The organism is Myxococcus sp. AB036A (assembly GCF_006547355.1).
Taxonomy (GTDB): domain Bacteria; phylum Myxococcota; class Myxococcia; order Myxococcales; family Myxococcaceae; genus Myxococcus; species Myxococcus virescens.
This window is the reverse complement of the sequence record NZ_VHLC01000001.1, coordinates 41,550-62,084: the sequence shown is the minus strand read 5'-3', so window position 1 is coordinate 62,084 and position 20,535 is coordinate 41,550. Positions and strand designations below refer to the sequence as shown.

General features: G+C 68.5%; 16 protein-coding genes and 1 CRISPR repeat array (1 of these 17 cut by a window edge). Of the genes, 10 read left to right on the top strand and 6 right to left on the bottom strand.

Annotation, left to right across the window (positions count from 1 at the left end; translation table 11 throughout):
* Nucleotides 1–1,210: a CRISPR direct-repeat array (repeat unit 37 nt; unit sequence GTCGCTCCTCGTGAACGCGAGGAGCGTGGGTTGAAAC); it reaches 2,181 nt to the left of the window's first position.
* 661 nt (nt 1,211–1,871) lie between these two features.
* Complete coding sequence (locus tag FL344_RS00265) at nt 1,872–2,147, top strand: hypothetical protein (RefSeq protein ID WP_141617051.1); 276 nt, start codon at nt 1,872–1,874, stop codon at nt 2,145–2,147.
* 100 nt (nt 2,148–2,247) lie between these two features.
* Here the strand turns inward: FL344_RS00265 and FL344_RS00260 are convergent, their stop codons facing one another.
* Both FL344_RS00260 and FL344_RS00255 read right to left on the bottom strand, forming a co-directional pair.
* A complete protein-coding gene (locus FL344_RS00260) occupies nt 2,248–2,964 on the bottom strand; it encodes a YqiA/YcfP family alpha/beta fold hydrolase (protein WP_141617050.1) in 717 nt (238 codons plus the stop codon).
* Nucleotides 2,965–3,001: 37 nt separating this feature from the next.
* On the bottom strand, nt 3,002–3,595 hold the full coding sequence (locus FL344_RS00255) for a hypothetical protein (RefSeq protein WP_141617049.1): 594 nt from the start codon (nt 3,593–3,595) through the stop codon (nt 3,002–3,004).
* Nucleotides 3,596–3,598: 3 nt separating this feature from the next.
* Here FL344_RS00255 and FL344_RS00250 point away from each other — a divergent pair, with 3 nt between their 5' ends.
* The 4 genes from FL344_RS00250 (at nt 3,599) to FL344_RS00235 (ending at nt 10,197) form a co-directional block, all read left to right on the top strand.
* Nucleotides 3,599–4,981, top strand: coding sequence for an AAA family ATPase (locus tag FL344_RS00250; protein ID WP_141617048.1), 1,383 nt, complete (start codon nt 3,599–3,601; stop codon nt 4,979–4,981).
* A gap of 121 nt (nt 4,982–5,102) precedes the next feature.
* Nucleotides 5,103–5,606, top strand: a complete 504-nt coding sequence (locus FL344_RS00245) for a hypothetical protein (RefSeq protein WP_141617047.1) — start codon at nt 5,103–5,105, stop codon at nt 5,604–5,606.
* Nucleotides 5,603–7,429, top strand: coding sequence for a hypothetical protein (locus FL344_RS00240; RefSeq protein ID WP_141617046.1), 1,827 nt, complete (start codon nt 5,603–5,605; stop codon nt 7,427–7,429). Before FL344_RS00245 ends, FL344_RS00240 begins: the two co-directional genes overlap by 4 nt.
* Nucleotides 7,426–10,197, top strand: coding sequence for a bpX6 domain-containing protein (locus tag FL344_RS00235; protein WP_228564634.1), 2,772 nt, complete (start codon nt 7,426–7,428; stop codon nt 10,195–10,197). Before FL344_RS00240 ends, FL344_RS00235 begins: the two co-directional genes overlap by 4 nt.
* Nucleotides 10,198–10,201: 4 nt before the next feature.
* On the opposite strand, the gene FL344_RS00230 is transcribed toward FL344_RS00235, so the two are convergent.
* On the bottom strand, nt 10,202–10,891 hold the full coding sequence (locus tag FL344_RS00230) for a response regulator transcription factor (RefSeq protein ID WP_141617044.1): 690 nt from the start codon (nt 10,889–10,891) through the stop codon (nt 10,202–10,204).
* A 243-nt stretch (nt 10,892–11,134) separates the two neighbouring features.
* Here FL344_RS00230 and FL344_RS00225 point away from each other — a divergent pair, with 243 nt between their 5' ends.
* The gene (locus tag FL344_RS00225) at nt 11,135–11,380 is read left to right on the top strand and encodes a hypothetical protein (protein WP_228564633.1); all 246 of its coding nucleotides are present in this window, start codon (nt 11,135–11,137) and stop codon (nt 11,378–11,380) included.
* 216 nt (nt 11,381–11,596) lie between these two features.
* A complete protein-coding gene (locus FL344_RS38860; protein WP_228564632.1) occupies nt 11,597–11,812 on the top strand; it encodes a hypothetical protein in 216 nt (71 codons plus the stop codon).
* A gap of 12 nt (nt 11,813–11,824) precedes the next feature.
* Here the strand turns inward: FL344_RS38860 and FL344_RS00215 are convergent, their stop codons facing one another.
* Nucleotides 11,825–14,125 carry a sensor histidine kinase gene (locus tag FL344_RS00215; RefSeq protein WP_141617042.1) on the bottom strand — a complete coding sequence of 767 codons (2,301 nt, stop codon included), beginning with the start codon at nt 14,123–14,125 and terminating at the stop codon, nt 11,825–11,827.
* A gap of 227 nt (nt 14,126–14,352) precedes the next feature.
* Here FL344_RS00215 and FL344_RS00210 point away from each other — a divergent pair, with 227 nt between their 5' ends.
* Nucleotides 14,353–16,752, top strand: coding sequence for a PAS domain S-box protein (locus tag FL344_RS00210; RefSeq protein WP_194858258.1), 2,400 nt, complete (start codon nt 14,353–14,355; stop codon nt 16,750–16,752).
* Between the two features lie 5 nt (nt 16,753–16,757).
* On the opposite strand, the gene FL344_RS00205 is transcribed toward FL344_RS00210, so the two are convergent.
* On the bottom strand, nt 16,758–17,126 hold the full coding sequence (locus tag FL344_RS00205; RefSeq protein ID WP_141254248.1) for a response regulator: 369 nt from the start codon (nt 17,124–17,126) through the stop codon (nt 16,758–16,760).
* Nucleotides 17,127–17,569: 443 nt separating this feature from the next.
* Here FL344_RS00205 and FL344_RS00200 point away from each other — a divergent pair, with 443 nt between their 5' ends.
* The gene (locus tag FL344_RS00200; RefSeq protein ID WP_141617041.1) at nt 17,570–18,724 is read left to right on the top strand and encodes a CARDB domain-containing protein; all 1,155 of its coding nucleotides are present in this window, start codon (nt 17,570–17,572) and stop codon (nt 18,722–18,724) included.
* Nucleotides 18,725–18,813: 89 nt separating this feature from the next.
* On the opposite strand, the gene FL344_RS00195 is transcribed toward FL344_RS00200, so the two are convergent.
* Nucleotides 18,814–19,455 carry a DUF2378 family protein gene (locus FL344_RS00195; RefSeq protein WP_141617040.1) on the bottom strand — a complete coding sequence of 214 codons (642 nt, stop codon included), beginning with the start codon at nt 19,453–19,455 and terminating at the stop codon, nt 18,814–18,816.
* A gap of 550 nt (nt 19,456–20,005) precedes the next feature.
* Here FL344_RS00195 and FL344_RS00190 point away from each other — a divergent pair.
* The gene (locus FL344_RS00190) at nt 20,006–20,473 is read left to right on the top strand and encodes a helix-turn-helix domain-containing protein (protein WP_368667408.1); all 468 of its coding nucleotides are present in this window, start codon (nt 20,006–20,008) and stop codon (nt 20,471–20,473) included.
* The last annotated feature ends 62 nt before the right edge of the window (nt 20,474–20,535 follow it).

Sequence of the window (20,535 nt, the reverse complement as noted above, 5' to 3'; positions counted from 1 at the left end):
GGGAGATGGTCTCCACCAACGCATGTCGCTCCTCGTGAACGCGAGGAGCGTGGGTTGAAACACGTCCGTGCCGCTCGCGGGCGCGGAAGCCGTGGTGTCGCTCCTCGTGAACGCGAGGAGCGTGGGTTGAAACAAGAACCGGCGCGTCAACGGCGTGGGCGGGTGGTGTCGCTCCTCGTGAACGCGAGGAGCGTGGGTTGAAACCGTGAGCACCCGGGCAGCTCGCGCAGCGCAGGTGGTCGCTCCTCGTGAACGCGAGGAGCGTGGGTTGAAACCTCGCGCTGGTCACGCTCGCCATCGAGAACACGGGTCGCTCCTCGTGAACGCGAGGAGCGTGGGTTGAAACTCCAGGTACTCCTGGACCGTCTTGTCCTGGAGCTGTCGCTCCTCGTGAACGCGAGGAGCGTGGGTTGAAACGTCATTTGTGCTCCCACAGGGGCAGGGTGCCGACCGGACGTGGCTCCTCGTGAACGCGAGGAGCGTGGGTTGAAACGTCTTGAACCGCAGGTAGGTCAGGCCGTCCAGCGTCGCTCCTCGTGAACGCGAGGAGCGTGGGTTGAAACAAGATTACGGCGCGCGCGTTCCAGGGCCTGCGGTTGTCGCTCCTCGTGAACGCGAGGAGCGTGGGTTGAAACCGTCGTCAACCACTGCAACAGCACAGCCAGCGTTGTCGCTCCTCGTGAACGCGAGGAGCGTGGGTTGAAACCAGCCCTCCAGCGCCTTCTCAGTCACCACTTCAGTGTCGCTCCTCGTGAACGCGAGGAGCGTGGGTTGAAACCTGTCCTGCCAGTCGTCCGCTTCGTCCGGTGTCGTCGCTCCTCGTGAACGCGAGGAGCGTGGATTGAAACCAATCATCGGAGCACCAGCCGAGAAGGAAGTCGTCGCTCCTCGTGAACGGGAGGAGCGTGGGTTGAAACGGGAACGTCGGCGTGCTGCGCATCGCGTCCTGCATCGTCGCTCCTCGTGAACGGGAGGAGCGTGGGTTGAAACTGCAGCTTGTCGAATCCGACGATGCATTTCCCTCTGGTGGTCGCTCCTCGTGAACGGGAGGAGCGTGGGTTGAAACCGGCACCGCTTCGCTCTGCTGCTCCGACTCGGGGGTCGCTCCTCGTGAACGCGAGGAGCGTGGGGTGAAACGCCGCGGTGAAATTCTGGGCCGTCACGTCGAGCGTCGTCGCTCCTCGTGAACGCGGGGAGCGTGGGTTGAAACGCGAGGTGCGTCGGGTACTCACCGACGAGGGCACGTCGCTCTCGGCGAACTCGCCGCTGCTCGTCGCGTTGCCCTTCACGCTTTGGTTGTTTCCGGCGTGAACAATGTGCTGGCGAATGGTCGCTACGTGGGCGCCCGCATCCCCGAGGTGGAGATGCGGGCGATGCATGACTGTGGCTGTGTGCTGAGATAGCGTGCTAATTCATGTTTCAATCCGCACGCCAGTTTGTCGATGGCGTGAGTCGTGTGATGTTAATGAGTTCTGTTGTTGGTGCAATTGGGGATGGGTTCTCGAGGTTCTAGTGAACATACTTGTTGGCCTGGAGGGTGGGGGCATCTGCCGGGGAAGTCCCTCCGCGCTGGCGTAGGGATGAGATGATTAGTTCGATGGCAATGGAGAGAATTTGATATTTGGGTGATGCGATTTGCATTCGTAGTGAGAGGGTGTGTGCCAAGTGCTCAGTGGTGCCGTTTGTGGGGAGCATCGAGACCTCTTTGGTTCTTCATGAATAGAAGCTATTCAGCCACAGCCACTACATTCCTTCGGTTTGAAGGTGTGTGCGTCTGGAATCCTCGTCATCTTCGACGGAAGGCTTGATGGATTGTATAAATTTAGACGCGTTCAGGGGGGTAGCTCGTCGCTGCGTGCGACCAGTGGCGGATGACAACGAATGCCCCCAAGACGCTGGAAGCGAAGATTGAACGACTGGTCCGCGAGGACTCTCTCTCGCTTCAACTGGCCCGAAAATCGGGGGCAGACCACTTCTCGCACAGGGGCTTCAGGGATGGTCGTTCCAAGCGCAACGGCTCGCGCCTATCTGACGTGAACGCGGCCGATGCCCTTCGGCTCACGATGCTGCTCATCGCCGCGCACCGGCTGGACGAATACAAGGAAGATCACAGCGCCCTTCTCCCGTCGCACATGACCGGCAGGTGACGATGTCCGAATCCACCGTGGACGGCCAGCGCACGCGTCTGCCGTTGGGCAGCGACACGCCACCCGACATCCTCCGCGTCATGCAGCAGAGGGCTGCCGCTTACGGCATCGAACCTTGAGCGCGAGGACCCCGGGTGCCCCAGGGCTGGAGGAACACCTCCGTCTCCTCCAGGATCCGCGGCAGTGACGTGGTGAGCTCGTGGCCATCGTCCACCTCCACCAGCCGGACGTGGCGCTTGCCCTCCGCCCACTGGCGCGAGTTTTGGACGTCACAGGTGTCATCCTGACGGCCGTGGATGATGAGCGTCGGGACGCGCACGTCGGGCCAGCCACCCGTGCGTGCGTCCACTGCCTCCGCGTCGGCGATGAAGCCCGAATGGATGCGCACCTTGCTCTGCGTCGTGAAGTCGTCCGTCTCAATCCAGCCCGACGTCTGCCAATGCTGCCACGCCGCATTCCCCATTCTCCGGCGCAACTGCGGGACGACGCGGAATGCGGGCGCCAGCAGCACCAGTGCACAGACGCGGGCGTCCTGCTCCGCCACTCGGGCCGCCGTGAGGCCTCCCAGGCTGGAGCCGATGAGCACCACCCGCTCCTCGGGCCCACCCATCGCGGCCAGCACCGTGTCCAGCATGGCGCTCAGGCGCAGTTGCTCCATGGAGGGGACGCGGAGGTTCAACCGCTCCACCGGAATGCCCTGGTCCGCGTAGTGCCGGGCCACGGCCACGCCCTTCTTCGAATCCGGACCCGAGGCGAAGCCGTGCAGGTACAGCCAGCGAGGACCCACGGCGGAAGGCGATGTCGTCGAAGTGCTCATGACAGGCCCACTCTAACGGGCGCGCGGGGCCGTGGCTTCAGATGCGCAACACCGGCCCGGCAATCACCGACTGCATGAGCTTGGCGCACTGGTTGAGCGAGTTGGTCGTCAGCTTCACGTCACAGAACTGGAAGCCCGTGGAGACAGACACGCCCCAACGGTCGCTGAACCAGCCGTCCACGCCCACCCGGAAGGCCATGCTCGTGGTGTCGATGTTCTGCCGCAGCCAGGTGCCCACGTCGTCCGGCGTGAAGGTGCTCCCCCAGCTCTTCGACAGCCGCGCGCCCACCCACGGCGTGATGGGCTTGTCCTGGAAGAAGCGCAGCCGCGCCTCGATGCCCACCGCCCGGTAGTCGAGCTGCGAGCGCTCCAACTGCCCCGGCCGCATCGCGTCCGGGAACTGCTGGCCCCACGTCTCGGAGATTTCCGCCAGCAGGCCCACCGACAATCCGGGTGGGGTCTCCAGACCCAGGTATCCGTGCAGCGCCGGGCCCTTCGTGCGGAAGTTGCTCAAATGGTCCAGGGTGATGCCGGCGCCCAGCGATGCATAGCCATTCCAGCCTGCCGCCATCGCGTCCGTTCCCACACACAGCACGCCCACCACCGCCACCCACATCGACTGCTTTCTCATGCGTTGCACTCTATGCCTGGAGGTCGCCGTGGGGGACTCCGAGTGCCGCTGCGTGTCATGAAATCATGCAGACGCGCGTGCCTCGGTGTGGCCATGCGCATCCCTGCGGACAGTCCAACTACTGCCGCCCTGCCGGAGAGAGGGGTGGGGTGGGGACCTGCATGCGCTTCCGGAGGGCAAGTCCGGAAGCTAGGGTGGTGTTCCATGTCCAGCTCCTTCGAATCCGCTGCCTCCGCCGTTCGTGACGCACTCTCCAGTGCGGGCCGGGGCCTGGTCGAACGCGAGGCGATGGTGGAGCTCGTCGCGCTCTCCGCCGTGGCGGGGGAACACCTGCTCGTCATCGGTCCGCCGGGCACCGCGAAGAGCGAGGCGGTGCGGCGCACCGCACGTGTCCTGGGCGGCTCGTACTTCGAATACCTCCTGGGTCGTTTCACCGAGCCCTCCGAGCTCTTCGGCCCCGTGGACCTTCGCAAGCTGCGCGAGGGCATCGTCGAAACGGAGACCCAGGGCATGCTGCCCGAGGCCGAGGTCGCCTTCCTCGATGAGGTGTTCCTCGGCTCCACCGCCATCCTGAATACGCTGCTGGGCCTCCTCAATGAGCGCACCTTCCGGCGCGGCCACACCCGGATGCGCTGCCCCCTGCGCGTCTGCGTGGGCGCCTCCAATGCCTTGCCGGAAGACGAGTCGCTGGCCGCCTTCGCGGACCGGTTCCTCGCACGCATCTTCGTCGAGCCCGTGCCAGACCCGCGGCTGGAGGAGTTGCTCGCGGGCGGCGCTTCACTGTGGGGGGACGCGGACGCGCATGTCACCTCGCTGGAGTCCCTGGACGTGGTCGCCCAGGCCGCGCGGGAGGCGGACCTCTCCGGGGTGCGCCCTCATCTGGCGCATGCGCTGCGCACGTTGCGCGCCGCGGGCGTGGCCTTGTCCGACCGCCGCGCGGTGAAGGTCCAGAAGCTCATCGCCGCCGCCGCGGCGCTCGCGGGCCGGCGCACGCCAGGGACCGCGGACCTGTGGCCGCTCGTGTATGCCGTGCCGACGAAGGAGGCCCAGGCGCTCGCTCGGGACGTGCTGCGGGACGTGCTCGCCGGGACGGAGAACCCGGCCCTGCCGGCGGCGGCGCTGGAGGCCAGCGCGGGCCCCTTGGCGCGGGCGCGGCGCATCGCTTCCGCGGGGCAGGCGCTGCTGGCGGAGCGGCCCGTGGATGGCAATGGCGAGGCGCTCGCCGCGTGGCGGCTCAAGCTGGAGGGCGTGGCGCGAGAGATGGACGCGGGCTTCGCTCCCGAGTCGCTTCCCGATGACTTGAAGGTGCTTCGCGCGGAGGTGGCGGGTGTGCTCGCCTCCGGCGCTTCAGGGCTCGAGTCATCCGAAACGGAGGTGGCGGTGTGAGCGCGCAGGGTTCCCGCGCTGTCTCCGCCACTGCCTGGGCGCAGGCCCGCGAGCCTGGAGGCTCCGCGCATCGGTTTCCGGAGGCGCCGCCTCGGAGCCGGGGTGCGGTGGCTGACGTGCTGTGAGCGCAACGGGAAGAGACGCACGGACGGGGGACGCGCTGGAGACGCGCGGCGAAGACGCCGCGCTCCTGCCGGTGCGGTGGCGGTCGCGCTCCGAGCCGCTGGAGCCGCTCGCCGTGGCAGGAGAAGGCCCCGTGGCGGTGGCGCTCGCGCGCCGGGTGCTCGCCGAGGACGACGCACGCCTTGCCAGTTGGGAAGGCGTCGCGGGGCGGGGCCTCCTGGTGCTCCTCGGGGCCTCGGCGTCGTTGCCATGGGTCGACGGCGCCGTGTACCTGGGGCGGGATGCCGCGGCGCCCTCACTGTTGCTTCCCTGTGCGCTGGCGCCAGATGTGGCGGCTTCGCTGCTGGAGCGTGCGTTCGTGGTGCATGCGCACGCGGGGGGAGCGAAGTGGGCGGTGCTGCCCGCGTCCAGGTGTCTCGTCAGGATGGACGCCGCGCGGCCCGTGTCGCGTGTCACGCTTCAGGCCTGGCTGGATACGGAGTCGCGGGGGGACACGCCGTGAGCACGTTGCCCCATGCGCTACGCCCCTGGGCGTCGATCCTCGCGAAGTTCCCGCTGGAGGTGGCGCTGAACCTGGGCCCGCTGGTTGCCCGGTTGTCCGTGGCGCTGGGGCCGCTGCGGGCGCCCTCGGAGAGGGAGGGCGGCGAGCCTCAAGGCTATGACGGCCTGTCGCGAAGAGGCTCCTTCGACCGGCTGCTGGTGAGTGAATGGCTGTGGGCCCTGGAGGCACCCGACGAACTGGTGCGCCGTGCCGCCTTCGGAGAGCTGTCCTATCTCAAGCCCTCGTTCCGCCAGCCTCAGCGCGCGCGTCGCACGGTGATGTTGCTCGATGCGGGACCGGACCAGCTTGGCGCTCCGCGCATCGCGCACCTCGCGTTGCTCATCGTCATGGCGCGCAGGGCGGAGGCCGCGGGCGCCACGTTCGCATGGGGCGTGCTTCAGGCAGACCCGCGGCGTGGCTGGTTCACGGAAGTGACGCCCGCCACGCTGGGCGCCTGGTTGAACGCGCGTGACACCGCGCCGCCCTCGGCTGAGCGGCTCTCGGCCTGGTGTGAGGCACTCGAGCTCGGCGCGCGGACGGCGGACGCCTGGCTCGTGGGGTCTTCCCGCCTGTCCCGGCTCGGGGGGGCGGAGACGCTCTCGCGCATCGAGGTCTCCGAAGTCCTGGCGCCCGAGGTGCGCCAGCTCGCGGTGGAGGTGCATCCCGCCGCGCGCGCGCCGCGCTCCGTGTTGCTCGACCTGCCGTCTCCGGACGACAGCGTGCGTCTGTTGAGAGACCCGTTCCGTGCGCGCGTCGCCGCGCCCGTGAAGACAGTCCAGCACTCGCGGGTGTCGGGGTTTGCCTTCTCCGCGGATGGCCGCCGATTGATGCTCTTCTATGAAGGGGGAGGCGTCGGCGCCATGGCGCTGCCCAATTCTCCTCGCGCCACCCTCGCTCGGCCCCAGCGGATGATGCCTCGGAGTGATGAGACCTTCCTGGGCGCGGGTTGGCGGCGGCAGGGGGGGCTGCTCGTGCTGATGCGGCGGCAGGGCGCCTATGCCTATGCCTTCCGGGGGCAACTGCAACATCAGTCGAGGACTCGTGGGCCCAAGGCGTTCCCCTGGACGTTGCGCGATACGCAGGCGCATCCACCCAATCCTGCTCGTGGACAGCCCCCCGGCCGGCTGACGACGTATCTCGATGCATTCAATCGGGAGTGCGTGCTCCTGTCCGGCCTGGACGACAGGCTCTATTTCTTCGAGGAGGACGCCTCCTCCCGCCGCGTGGTCTCCGCCCAGGTGGCTCAGCGGGTCATCGCCGCCGCTCACGTGAAGGGCTCCAGCATCGTCGTGACGCGCGACGAAAATGGGGGGGCTGCGAGTTGCATGCGGCTGGGCATCGTGAGTGCGAAGGAGGTGCGCCAGGTTCGCCTGCAGGACTCGAGGGGCGACACCCTCTGGTTCGGTGCATCGCACCACTCGGGGCATCCGGATGCTGGGTTGCTCGCGGTGAACAAAATCCCAGGCATGTGGTGTTTGCACCATCGGGACTCGGTGCAATTCGTGGCGCTGCGCTCGGGATTGCGAGCCGTGGGCGTCGGGGGCTGTCCGCAGGCGAAAGGGGATGCCGGACTGTTGGCGCTCGACCCGGACCAGCGAACCTTCTGGAACGTGGGGCTCCAGCACCAGTTCAAGCTGGCGGTGGCCGCCGCTGACGTGGTCCACGCGGAGGCCAGCCATGCGGTGCCTGTGCTCGGGTGGCTGACGACGGAAGGCGAGCTGGTGCTGTACCACCTGGAGCATGAAGCGGTGCTGTGCCGTATCCATACGGGGGGCGGGGGATGAGCACGGCACGTGCGGGGCTACGGCCCCGGCAGCAGGTGCATCGGGGCACGGTTCGGGCCTCGGCTTTCTGGTTCGATCCGGCCCTGCTCGGTGAGGCGGAGGCTCGCCGCCGGATTCTGGCGGTGTGGACGCCCGGCATGTCCGTTCACGCCGTGGCGGGTGGATATCTTGTGGAAATGTCCGCGCCACGCACGGTGGTGTGCGAAGCCGCGCTGGGGCTGCCGCTCACTCGGGAGTACGGCGTCCTCTCCTCGGCGCCCTTGTCTCCAGCGGAGCGTCGGCACCCGAGTCTCCATGAAGGCGCGGCGTTGCTGGTGCTCAGGGGACGGTCCCAGGTGTTCTCTGTCGGTGCGATGCCGCGGGTGGATGTGTCGACATGGCTCGACGTGTCCGCGTGGACGCTCCGAGTCCCGGAGACGCTGGGCGCGCCGCCGCCCCCTGTGCCCGTGCTGGAGCCTGTGCCTCCGCCGTCGCGCGAACGCTTCGGTCCCGGCGTGCCCGAGCCGTCACCTGAAGCACAGAACATGCTCGCGCGCATGGAGGGGCGCCGCGCTCCCGTCGCCGCTGGGGCGCGCCGGCCGGGATGGTGGGCACGGCTGCGCGAGAAGTTCTCCCGTCAGGGAGCGGCGGTGCGCGGAGGCGGCGAGTCCGGGCGTGGCTGGCCAGGATGGATGGCGCGGCTTGGGGCCGCGCTCTTGGGAGCGGTGGCCCCCGGAGTACTACAGGGCCCGAGTCCCTGGAGCTGGCTGTCCGACTGGATGATGCGCAACACCCTGCTCGGAGCGTGGGGGCGGCAGCGGAAGGCGGAGTACGTGCGCCGCCTCTTCGACATGTTCGAGGAGGGCAACCTCGACGAGGCACTGCGGCACGCCATTCCACTGGGCAAGGAGCTGAGCGAGAACGCACGCGAGGCCTTGGGGTTGCCAGGGCCTCGTGCGCAACTCGCCCTCCAGACGGAGGCGCGGGGAGCGGCGGGGGCCGTGTTCGGGGGAGGCGCTGGCCTCTACTCCGCGCTCCAGCAGCGCTACCGCGAGGCCTTCCGTCGCTTCGAGCGCGAGGGGCGCATCGACGAAGCCGCGTTCGTCCTCGCGGAGCTGCTGGGCGCCGTCGAGGAAGCCGTGTCCTTCCTGGAGCGGCATGGCCGCTTCAAGCTGGCGGCGGAGCTGGCCGAGGGGCGCAAGCTGGCTCCAGGGCTCGTGGTGCGTCAGTGGTTCCTGGCTCAGGACGTAGCGCGTGCCGTCGCCATCGCTCGACGCAGTGGGGCCTTCGGGGACGCGGTGGCGCGGCTGGAGCGTTCGAATCCACCGGAGGCCCTTGCGCTCCGCCTGCTATGGGCGGAGACGCTCGCCGAGGCCGGCGACTACGCGCGCGCCGTTCAGGTGGTGTGGCCGGTGGCGAAGAATCGTGCCCCGGCGCGCGAATGGCTGGAGCGGGGCGTGGCGAGTGGTGGCGCGACGGGCGCTCGGCTGCTGGCGATGTGGGCCACGGCGTTCGAGGATGGACTGACGGTGGCGGGTGCGCGGGTGCGTGCGTTGCTCGACGACGACGCGCCCGAGCGCGCGTCCGAGCGCTTCGTCTTTGGATTGGCGCTCGTGGAAGAGCCTCCTTCCGCCAACCGCACCGCGCTGGTGGTGCCCACGCTGCGCGCGTTGCTTCGGGACCGGGCGGCGGGCAATGCCCGCTTCACCTCGGACCTGAGCCTCATCAAGCGCTTGTTGGGCGCGGCGCCCGACGGCACCTTGCGCACGGACCTGCCGTCGCTGGCCGACAATACCCACACCGCGTGGCGCGATACCCATGCACGGCCGCGCATCGACATCACGGTGCGGGCCTCAGAAGCGGGGACCTTCACGCTTCATGACGTGGTGGTGCTGCCAGACGGCCGGCTGCTGTACGCACTGGGGGAAGCGGGGGCGCGGCTGGTTCGCGAGGACGGCCGGACGGTGGCGCACTTCGACGTGCCGGCCTTCCACCTGGTGCCATCCATCCATGGGGACCGGGTCCTGGCACTCGCGCGGCGGGACGAGGTGTGGCGCCTGTCCCGGCTGGACCTGGTCACACGCAGGTGCAGCCCCTGGGTCGATATGTCATTGACGGACTGGTCCCCCAGCTACGACGGCAATGTCTGGTTCGTGTCCTCTGAAAACATGGTGATGATGGTGGATGCGCTCGCCGCTGATTGCCGCGCGCTCTGGCGAGTCCCGGAACTTGCCAGCCGTGCGTTTCCCATTGCGGCGGATGCCACACACATGAGTTTCATCGTCGGAGTACAGGAGCGGTGGACGTATACGCTCGCGGACGGGCCCACATTGCGCGACCGTTCGGAGCTGCCTCCAGAGGTGTCGGACCCGAAAATGGTGAGCTGGCATCAGTCCGTGGTCCCGGACGGTGAGGCTGCTGTCCTGTGCATGGAATCTCCCTCCAACCCCGAGGATGTGGAACGCGGATGGAATCATCTGAGGAGCTCGCTGGCTTGGGTGCGGCCCGTGTCTCTTCGCAATCGGGTTCGGACGGAGAGCGACCACGAGACGCTCAAGGGCATCTTTCTCTCGAGGGAATGGCTTTTGGAGTTGATGGATTTGGGGCCGGATTGGCAGCTTCAGTTGACGGACAGGCGCGGATTTTCCCGCGCCGTGTTGACGTTCGAAGGGAATGCCCGCCCGAGGGTGCGGCTCACGGACAGCGTCTTGCTGGCATTCGACGCGGGGGGCCGGGGCGTGTGGCTGGATTTGGAGAGCGGTGAGGTCCGGCACTTGCCGGTGCCTTGAGCCGTCAGGCGCCGTGGCGCAGGTTCGGTGACAGGGTGACGTTGCTGACGGTGAGCCGTCGCTGCGCGTCATCCACTTCCAGCTCCACCTGCACGCCGTCCACCGTCACCAGGAGCGAGGGGGGCGTCCCGGGGAGCGCCATCAACCAGGTGGAGGCCAGGGGGAGCTCCGTCCCCGTCAGCTCCGCGGCGCGCAGCAGGTGTAGGCGCACCGCGTGGCTCAGGGGGCCTGGCAGGGTGCGCAGCGGCAGGGACACGTCCTCGGGCAGGTGCAGTGCGTAGGGCTCGGCGGAGTCCCTCGCGGGAAGCTCAGGGAGCCCGCGAAGCTGGGCGCGCAGGGCCCCGTCCACGGCTTCGGGCGCGTGCGGCTTGCGCAGGTAGCCCACCACGCCTTCCAGCGGGGGCTCCTGGCCGCTCAGCGCGCCGGAGAACATCAGCACGCCCAGATGGCGCAGACGCGCGTTGGTCCGGAGCTGTCCGTAGAGTTCCCACCCGTCCATTCGCGGCAGCAGCAGGTCCAGGAGGATGAGGTCAGGGTGGCTCGCCCGGGGCCGCGTGCACAGCCAGTCCAGGGCTTCCTGGCCATCCGCCGCGTGGGAGACCTTCACCCCTTCCGCTTGAGCCATCACGGTCAGCCGCTCGCGCCAGGCGAGGTCATCCTCGACGAGAAGCAGGTGCTGGAGCGGCCGGGACATGGTGGAAGAAGAGGTGAGGGGTCTCAGATACCCCGGACCTGAGGGCTGCGCCAGGGGCCAGCGCACCCCGCGTCCGATGCCCGACACCCTGGGGCTCCGGTGCTTCCCTGGGTCCTGTGGGATGGGCTGATACCCACCTGAAGGGTCTTCAGCATGGATTCTCGCTGGAAAGGTTGGATGGCGTCGAAGCTTGGCGTTACGGCCCCCACCTGTGTTTCGCGTCCAGATTCGATTCCATGACGGGTGCCGGAAGATGAAACAGGTTTTCAGTCTCTTGCGCTCGACGACTTCCTGCCCCTGGACGTGGAGCGCTGTCTCTACCGGCGTGAATCGTACGAAGTGATTGCATCCCCGGGCCCCGAAGGCGTGACATTCGTCCGTGTGACATTGCGCCCAGATGTCTGTGAAAAGCAGAACATCATCATGGACATGGAAGCGACCTACGCCATCGATGTCGAAGGGCGGCGTATCCTCGCGCGGCAGCGGTAATCTCGGCCCGGGCGGCGTCTTCACTGTCTTGGGTGTCTGGCACTCCACAGCGAAGTGAGGGGTGGTCCCCTCATGGGGCTGGAAGCCGACGTCAAATATGCACTTCAGGTACAGCTTGTCGTCATCGCCACGGCTCGTCAGTGTGAAACGACCATGGCCCTTCGACTTCAGCTCGCTCCCCGGGCACTCCGGACCCTGGCAGGATGTTCGACTCCGGTGCGAGAGAAGCTCCAATGTGAGCTGGGCGCTCTCGCCGCGGGCCTTCCGCTCGACGGGCCTTTGATGTCGGACCAGGGTGGGTTGGTGGTGCTCGATTCGGGTTTTCGCGTCCGCTACCAGCTCGACCTGGGGCGCGGCTTGTTACGGCTGACACACGTGGCCGCGCCCACCTTGCCGCGGCCCTGGCCCGACATGCCACCCGTCGACCCATGAGCGGTGTGCACGTCACGCCTCGTGCGGGTCGTTCCGGGGCAGGCGGACGATGGCGCAGGTGCCGCCGCCCTCGCGGGCCGCCAGGTGGATGCTGCCGCCATGGCGGGTGATGATTTCACGGCTCAAATACAACCCCACGCCCAGGCCCTCCACGCGGCTGATGGTGGACAGCGTGCTGCCGCGAAGCGCCCGGCTGAAGAGCTCCTCGCCCCCGCGCGGCCCCAGTCCCACGCCCCGGTCCTTCACCTCCAGCAGCGCGTCATTGCCCTCCCGCCGGAGCACCACCTCCACCGGTCCGCCCTCCGGGCTGTAGCGGATGGCGTTGTCCACCAGGTTGTAGACGACCTGCTCCAGCCGGGGCTCGTCCCACCATCCGTCCACGCGCTCCAGGCTCAGCTTCAGTTGGTGCTGGGGCGCGGACGCCGCGCGCCGCTCCGACACCCGCCGCACCAGCGCGGACAGCTCCAGGGGCACCTGCGCCAGTGACAGCCGGCCGCTGGCCAGCTCGGACACATCCAGCAGTTGGTTGACCAGCCGCGCCAGCCGGTCCACCTGCCGGTCCATGAGGACCAGGTCCTGCTGGCGCACGGTGTCCGGACGCAGCCGCTGCAAGCGCAGCTTGAGGGTGGCCAGGGGCGTCTTCAGCTCATGGCTGGCGATGGAGAAGAAGGCCGCCTTGGCCTGGCTGACGCGCTCCACTTCCTCCAGGTGCCGCTGGAGCCGGGCCGCCATCTCGTCGAAGGCCAGGCCCAGCTTCTCCACCTCGATGGCGCCTGCGCGGTGGCGCGTTCCGAAGGCGCGCACGTCGCGTTCGCCCGCGGCCATGCGGCCGGCGGCCTGGGACACGGCTTCCACGGGCCTGGAGAGCATGCGCGTCAGCAGGCGGGTGATGGGAATGGCCAGCACCAGCGTCAGGGCCAGCGTGGCCAGCAGCGCGCTGTAGGTGCCGATGACGCTGAAGTCCATGTCGCGCATCGGATGTTCCACCAGGACGCGCCAACCCGGTTGGAGCAGCGGCGCGGTGGCCAGGTGCCGCGCCTCCAGGGTCCGCCGCAACGGGGGGGCCTTGGGCTCCGTGTCGTAGGTGCGGGTGCCCGTGGCGGGCAGCGTCGACAGCAGCTCCCCCAACACGGTGCCCTTCAGGGACTGTGGCTCCGGCCCGGGCGTGGACCCGGTGTCAAAGGCCACGTTGCCGTCCGGGTCCACCAGCAGCGCGCGCTGCCCTGGAGCCAGGCGCTCCTGCGCCACCGCTCGCATCCGAGGCAGGTTGATGGCCACCAACGTGAAGCCTTCGAAGCGCTGCTGTCGCAGCAACGGCGCGACGGCGACCATGACAGGACCCGTCACCGAGCCCCGGCCCGCGAACACGCCACTCACCACGGGCTCGCGCTTGCCGCGGACGTCCTGGAAGTAGGCGCGGTCGGCGAAGTTGGCGCCCGCCATCGGTTGGGCCGCCACGCCCAGCGGCGGCCAGATGGCCACCAGGTTGCCGTCGCTGTCACCGATGCCGAAGTTGAGCGCGAACGCGGAGTGATACACCCAGTCCCGCAGCAGATTCTCCAACTGCGGCTGGGGTGGACGCTCCCCTTCGCGCTCCCACCAATTCGTGACGATGCTCGCCAGCAAGGCGGTCTGGGATTGGGCGGTGGACAGCTCCGCGTCCACCGTCTCCGCCAGCAGGTGAGCGGTGGAGAGGCCCTGGTCGTCCATCCGCCGCCGCTCGGAGGCATAGCGGGCCCGGCCCTCCAGCGTTCCCACCATCAGCAACGGCAGCACCAGCGCCACCAGCAGCGCCGAGCCCACCGCCGACGACAAGGTGAAGGTGCGCAGCGTGGGCGTCAGCAGGGGCCACAGCCGCGCGCGCGCCATGGGCGTCATCAGCACCACCTGCGTCAGCAGCGCCGGCACCAGGCTGTTGAGCGCCTGCTTGAGGGCAATGGCGAGCGTGCTCGTCGCCGTGACGTCCACGCCCATGTGATTGCCGACGATGATGAGGTAGGGGATGCCTCCCAGCCAGAAGAGTCCGTCCGCCTGAAGGGGCCAGTAGCGCCGGGTCAGCGCGCCCAGGACGACCCCTTCCATCATCGAACCCAGCATGCTCCAGGGGTGGCCCCACATCTGGACGGTGGTGGACATGGCGATGCCAGCCGCGAGCCCCGCGCACCAGGGCCCCAGCAGCGGCGCCGCGGGGATGATGAGGAAGAAGCCCAGGAGAATGTCGATGCCTGGGATGAGCTCCACGGGAAATCGGTTGAGCGCATGGCCCAACAGCCCCACCACCAGCGCCCAGGCAAACCGTGCGCGCCCGCTCATGTCGAAGGGACCCTAACAGCGCCGCCCCTGGCGACCTCCAGCGCTCTTTTCAAGGAGTGTCCGTGACGCGCACTCCGGACGTGCGAGGTGGCTGCACGCTTTCGGACATTTTCGCTGCCGGGCACTCGGAGCGCTTTGCTGTTGTCGTCGGCCGCGCTGACGCCTACATCCACCAGATTGTGCCCATCCTCCTGGCCGAGTTCCTTCTACAGCAGCGGGAATCCATCATGTCCGCGTGGGAGGTGGAGGTGCGCCGCATCCCCGCGGCCCAGGCGCTGCCAAAGCTCGCGCTGCGAGACGGGTTGCCCCGGCTGCTGGAGGTCGTCGCCTCGCTGATGCAGCGCAGCTCGCCCGGCGGCGTGGCGGATGGCCTGGGGGATATTCCGGACCGGCATGCCATCGAGCGGCTGGGGGAAGGCTTCGACCTGCGGCAGGTGGTGACGGAGTACCGGCTGCTGCGCGCGTGCGTGCTGCGCCTGTGGACGTCCCGGGAGAACGCCACCCACCGCCCCGAGGCGGAGCTCGTCTTCCACGAGGCCATGGATGAAGCGGTGGCGGCCTCCGTCAGCCGCTACTCGCTGGCGCGCGAGCGCACGTTGCAGGCGCTGGACCGCATCAGCACCGCGGCCCTGGGCAGCGCCGACGCCGCGGAGCTGTTGCCGGCCCTCCTCCAGGTGCTTCGGGAGACCGTGGCCGTGGTGGACGTGGCGGCCGTCCTGCTGCTGGAAGAGGACGTCCTGCGGGTGGAGAGCGTGGTGGGCACGGGGATGGCCGTGGGGGACGTGGTGCGCATGGGGGAGGGGTTCACGGGCACCATCGCGGCCACGCGACAGCCGCTGCTGGTTCGCGCGGCGCGCACGGACAGCCGGGTGAGCGAGCCGTCCTTGCGCGATGCGGACCTGTCCGCGTTGTTCGGTGTGCCGTTGCTCTTGGGAGAGCAGTTGATGGGCGTGGCGCTGATGGGCAGCCGCGCCACCCATGAACTGTCGGAGGAGGACCAGTTCCTCTTCCGGGCCATGGCGGCGCGCACCACCGCGCTGCTGTTGCAGGCCCAGGCGCATGCCCGCGAGCGCGAGGCGCGCGCCGTGGCCGAGGCGTCCCTGGAGCGCCTCCGGGAGAGTGAAGCGGGCCTGCGGCGGTGGGCGCAGGTCTTCAAGCGGCTGGGCGTGGGCGTGGCGGTGGTGGACGCGACCGAGGAGCGGCTGCGCGAGGTGAACCCCGCCTTCGCTCGCATGCATGGCTACTCGCCGGAGGAGCTGACGGGACGGCGGTTGGAGGACACCTACGCGCCGGAAGCGCGCGGCGTGTTGCCTCGGCACGTCGCGGCGGCGAACTCCAAGCCGTCGCACGAATATGAATCCCTGCACATGCGAAAGGATGGCACCCGCTTCCCCGCCTTCACGCACGTCACGGCTTTCAAGGACGAGGCCGGCCGCGTGGAGCAGCGGGTGGCCACCGTGGTGGACATCACCCAGCGCCGCGCCATGGAGATGGACCGGCAGCGGCTGCTGGGCGCCATCGAGGCCGAGCGCGCGCGGCTGGCGTCGGTGCTGGACCAGATGCCCGCGGGCGTGTTCATCGCGGACGCACCGTCCGGCCGGTTGGTGATGGCCAGCCGGCAGGTGGAGGTCATCACCGGCAGGCCCTTCCATCCCTCCACGTCGATGCAGGACTACATGGCGGACAATGGCGTCTCGCTGCACCCGGATGGGCGGCCCTACGCCATGGAGGAACTGCCGCTGACGCGCAGCCTGCGCCACGGCGAGGTGGTGCAGGGCGAGGAGATGCTCATCCCCCGCGAGGATGGTCAGAACATTGCCGTGCTGCTCTCCAGCGCGCCCATCCTGGACCGGGAGGGCACCATCGTCGCGGCGGTGGCCACCATGGTGGATGTCTCCGAACGGCGGCGCGCCCAGGAGGCCAAGTTGCAGGCGGCCCGCTTCGGCGAGCGGCTCATCGCCATTGTCAGTCATGACCTGCGCAACCCGCTCAATGCCATCCAGTTGTCCGCGACGCAGTTGTTGCACAGCGAAGCGCTTCCGGAGCGCGAGCGCCGGTTGGTGACGCGCATCGCCCGTTCCGGCGACCGGATGAAACGCATGATTTCAGAGCTGCTCGACTTCACGCGCGGGCGGCTGGGCGGCGGCATTCCCATCCACCGCACGCCCGGTGATTTGCGGGCCGTGGTCCGGCTGGGGGTAGATGAGTTGGAGGCGGCCTGGCCCGAGCGCAAGCTGGCGTTCCGGGTGGAGCCGGGCCGCTATGAAGGGGAGTGGGACGGGGACCGGCTGCTCCAGGTGGTCAGCAACCTGGGGGGCAACGCGCTCCAATACAGTCCCGCGGACGCGCCCGTGTCCTTCAAGTTGTATGACGATGGCGACTTCGTGGTGCTGGAAGTCCAAAACCCAGGCGAGCCCATCTCCCCGGAGATGCTGCCCCGGCTCTTCGACCCTTTCCGGCGCGGCGCCATGGCAGGGGGCGGCGGAGGGAGCAGCAGCGGGCTGGGGCTGGGGCTCTACATCGTCGAGCAGGTGGTGAAGGGCCACGGCGGACGTATCGAGGTGACCTCCACCGCCCAGGCGGGCACCACCGTCCGGGTGACACTGCCCCGCCTGCCGATGGAATGACGCGCTCAGCCAGGGCTCACCACCCGCTCCAGGGTGGCGCGCAACTCGAATAAATCCACGGGCTTGGGCACCGTGGCCCGGATGCCCTCCGGCAGGGGTTGGGAGCTTCCCGCCCCGGAGACCACCACCACCGGCAGGGTGCTCAGCCGCGCGTCCTCGCGCACGTGGCGCATCAGCTCCCAGCCGCTCATCACCGGCATCATCAGGTCCAGGAGGACGGCAGCCGGCAGGGGCGGGCGGCTCAGGCGCTCCCAGGCGGACAGTCCGTTGCCCGCCGTCTCCACGGTGAAGCCCTCCAGGGTGAGGAACTCCTCCAACAGCTCCCGGCTGTCGGCGTGGTCTTCCACGAGGAGGACGAGGTTGGGCGTGGACATGAGGCCGTAGCCTTGTACTGAAGTCCAATGTCCGCCAGGGCCCCAGGGCGATGCGTCCGCCCGTGGACGTCTCGGATGTCCACCGCGACACGATGCGGGGGTTGGCCGTGATGTCTGCTTTTTCGTGGATGTGTCTGAGTTGACTCATGGGGCCGTGGATACACGGCGCCTGTCTTGAGGGGTGTGTACTCATCGTCGATAATGACACCCAGGGGTGTCAGACATGCATCGCCCCATGTCTGGATTATCAAGAGTCAAGGTGAGGTGTCGTCCATTACCCCGGTGGGAGCGCGGACTTCATACAGGCTGGTGAAAATAATTGTCTCCACGTACACTGGGAGTCCGTGGTATCCGGGGAAACGAATCGACATAAAAGCATTGCCTCACTGAGAGGCATTCCCCCCTGCAGAGCGGGCGTGCTCCCGGCATGCCAGGAACCAGACATGACACGGAATCATGGCGTCTCGACGCTGACGGCGTTGTTTCTTCTGACGGGCTGTGAGGGCACTCTTCCCGAGCAGGGCCCGGCAAACATCGACATGGAGGTCCAGCGTCAGGAGGCGAAGGAGACGGGTCTGGACCTGAGCGTGGTGGACCTGTCCGCCTCGTGTGCGGCGACGGCGCTGACGCTCTCCGCGGCCATCAAGAACGAGCAGCCCACGGGCATCGGGAACTCCACCGCGGCGGTGTACGCGGGGACGCCGGGGGCTGGCGGCGTGCGGCTGGGCACCATCAGCGTCCCCTGGCTGGTGGGGGGTGAGACCTTCCCCTTCTCGCTGTCGTACACGGTGCCGGAGGGCACCACGAAGGTGGTGGTCGTCGCGGACGAGGACGGCACCTATCCGGAGGACGACGAGGACAACAACTTCGCCTCCATCGATTTCGAGATTCCCTGTGCCACCAACCAGCAGCCGGTGGCCAACTGCCAGAGCGTCACCGTCCCCGCGGACGCGGCCTGTCAGGGCAGCGCCAGCATCGACAACGGCTCGTACGATCCAGACGGCTTCCCGGGGCCGTTCTCCGTGGCGCAGTCGCCCGCGGGCCCCTACGGGCTGGGCACCACGAGCGCGCAGCTCCTGGTCTCCGACGGCGCGGCCACCCGCACGTGCTCGGCGAACGTGACCGTCGTGGACGTCAGCGCCCCCACGCCGGGCGCCAACCGCGGCCTGGTCATCCAGCCGGTCCTGGGCTCCGACTACGTGCTGGTGCCCCTGTCTGACTGCGCGATGCCGGCCGTCGACAACTGCGGCGGCGAGCTCGACCTGGATGCGTCTGCCAGCATCATCCGTGTGACCTCCGACGAGTCCAACGACGCCCTGTCCCTGCTCCGGCTGCTGGCATGTGACGACATCAAGCTGACCCCGGACCGCAAGTCCGCCATGGTTCGCGCCGAGGCGGCCCTGCTGGGCAACGGCCGGGTCTACAACTTCACGTACTCTGTGCAGGACGCGTCCGGCAACAGCGCCATCGGCACCTGCAACGTGAAGGTTCCCGCGCTGCTGGCCAACCCCGTCATCGATTCGGGCGTCGTGTACTGCCAGGGCGACAACTGCCCCTCCGGTTCGCGCTTCCCCGGGCTGCTCTGCTCGCTGCTGTAGTCGAAGCGCCGCCCCGCCTCCCTTGACGTGGGGCGGGGCCTTTTCTCCGCCGGGGGCCCGGAGCACGGGGCCGCCGGCGTTGTTGCGCTTCAGCGCCAGGACAGCGCGTACTCCGTGTCGAGCAGGCCCAGCTCGCGCCCCTGCACCCCGATGTCGCGCGCGCCCACGGCTTCCAGGACGGCGTGCAGGACACCCTCGTGGTACGCGGTGGGCATGAAGTCCCGCTTCATGACGAAGCGGCCGCTGCGAGGCCCCGTCCACACCATGCTCCGCTCGCCGTAGCTCACCGCCGCGAGGAACCCGGTGGGGAGCTGTCCCAGCAACAGCCGCGGCTCGTCATAAGCGAGCATCAGCAGGGTGCGGCCCGCGACGGACTCCAGGAAGTCATGCGCGGCCTTCTGGCCCATGACGCGATGAGCGGCGGCCACGCCCCCGCAATGCTCGGAGAGCAGGCCGGCGGCCTGGAAGGCCAGCGGCAGGAACTGGGTGATGGGGTAGCTGAAGAAGTCGATGTAGCGCTTCTCCGGCAGGGACTGGCGGCAGAGCTGCTCCATGGCGGAGCCGCCCACGCGCCGCACCGTCTCCAGGACCCCCCGGAAGAACATGCCGCGCGCGGTGTCCTCGGGGGTGGCGAGCGCGCAGCGCTGACGCAGCTCGCGCAAGGCATCCGGCTCCAGGGGCTGAGGCGGCGCGGGGTCTCGCACCAGGCGCGAGGTCAATCTCAATTCCATTGCGGGGGGACTCCAGAAGAAAGGGGGCGCCGTCAGGCCGAAGCCAGACGTGCTGTGCTGTGCTCCAGGGTGGATGCTGGCCCCCACATGGGCGGCGAATGCCTTGGCCGCCCATGCCCAAACTCACGCGTCCGGCCGCGGGCCTCCGGTCCAGGAGGCTGCACAGACAGGTCGCGGAAGTGTTGCCGTAATGATGCACATTGCATGGAGTGCTTTCGCGAGGCAACCCTGGTCAGCGAATTTTGGTGGAGGGATTGGCCGCTCCCTCAATGACAGACATGGCGAGTAGGGCCGGACGGACCCGGTGCCGGGCGGGCCATGCGGGCTGACGCCTGGACGTCCGCCTGGTGCATCGTGGCGCATCCGGCGCGAGAACGTGTGGTGCCGGGTACGACACTTTTCGCTGAGGGTGCGGGGCAGGGGACTACCTTCCATATCGGTATTTCGCATGAGGACGTGGTGGGTTATAAGTCGCAGGAAAACTCGTGACCGAGCGCGACCTGTTCCCGGGCAGGGCGTGAGCTTGGCCCGTACTCACAAGGTTGACGCAGTGAAGACCCACCTTGAAGGTCCTGCTCCTCCCCGCCAGCGGCCCCGGTCCCAGCCTCGAAGCCCGGCGGATCGCGCCCGGAAGTCGCGCGAGCAACTGGAGAGCCGTCTGGCGGAGAGCGTTGGCGAGGCGGCGCGAGGCGCGCGGCTGCTCGCGGGGCTCACCCAGGCGGAGGTCGCGGGGCGTGTGGGGATTGCCGCGGAAGTCTATGGGCGCATGGAGCGGGGGAAGATGATGCCCAGCGTTCCGACCCTGTTCCGGCTGTGTCTGGCACTGCGGTTGTCGGCGGACGTCGGGCTGGGGCTCGCCACGGCGGCCAGTGTCGGCGCCGCGCTCTGGGAAGGAGACTCCGGGCACAGGGACCAGTTGCCGGAGATGCGGAAGGTGCTCCGAACGCTGCGGCGCATGTCGCGCAGCCAGCTCAACCTGATGAACCAGGTCGCGGCCGCCATCCTGCCGGAGCGGTGAGGGCCGGGCTCCGGACGGTGAGGCATTGCCCGTCCGGAGGTGGCCGCTTCCCAGGTGTGGAT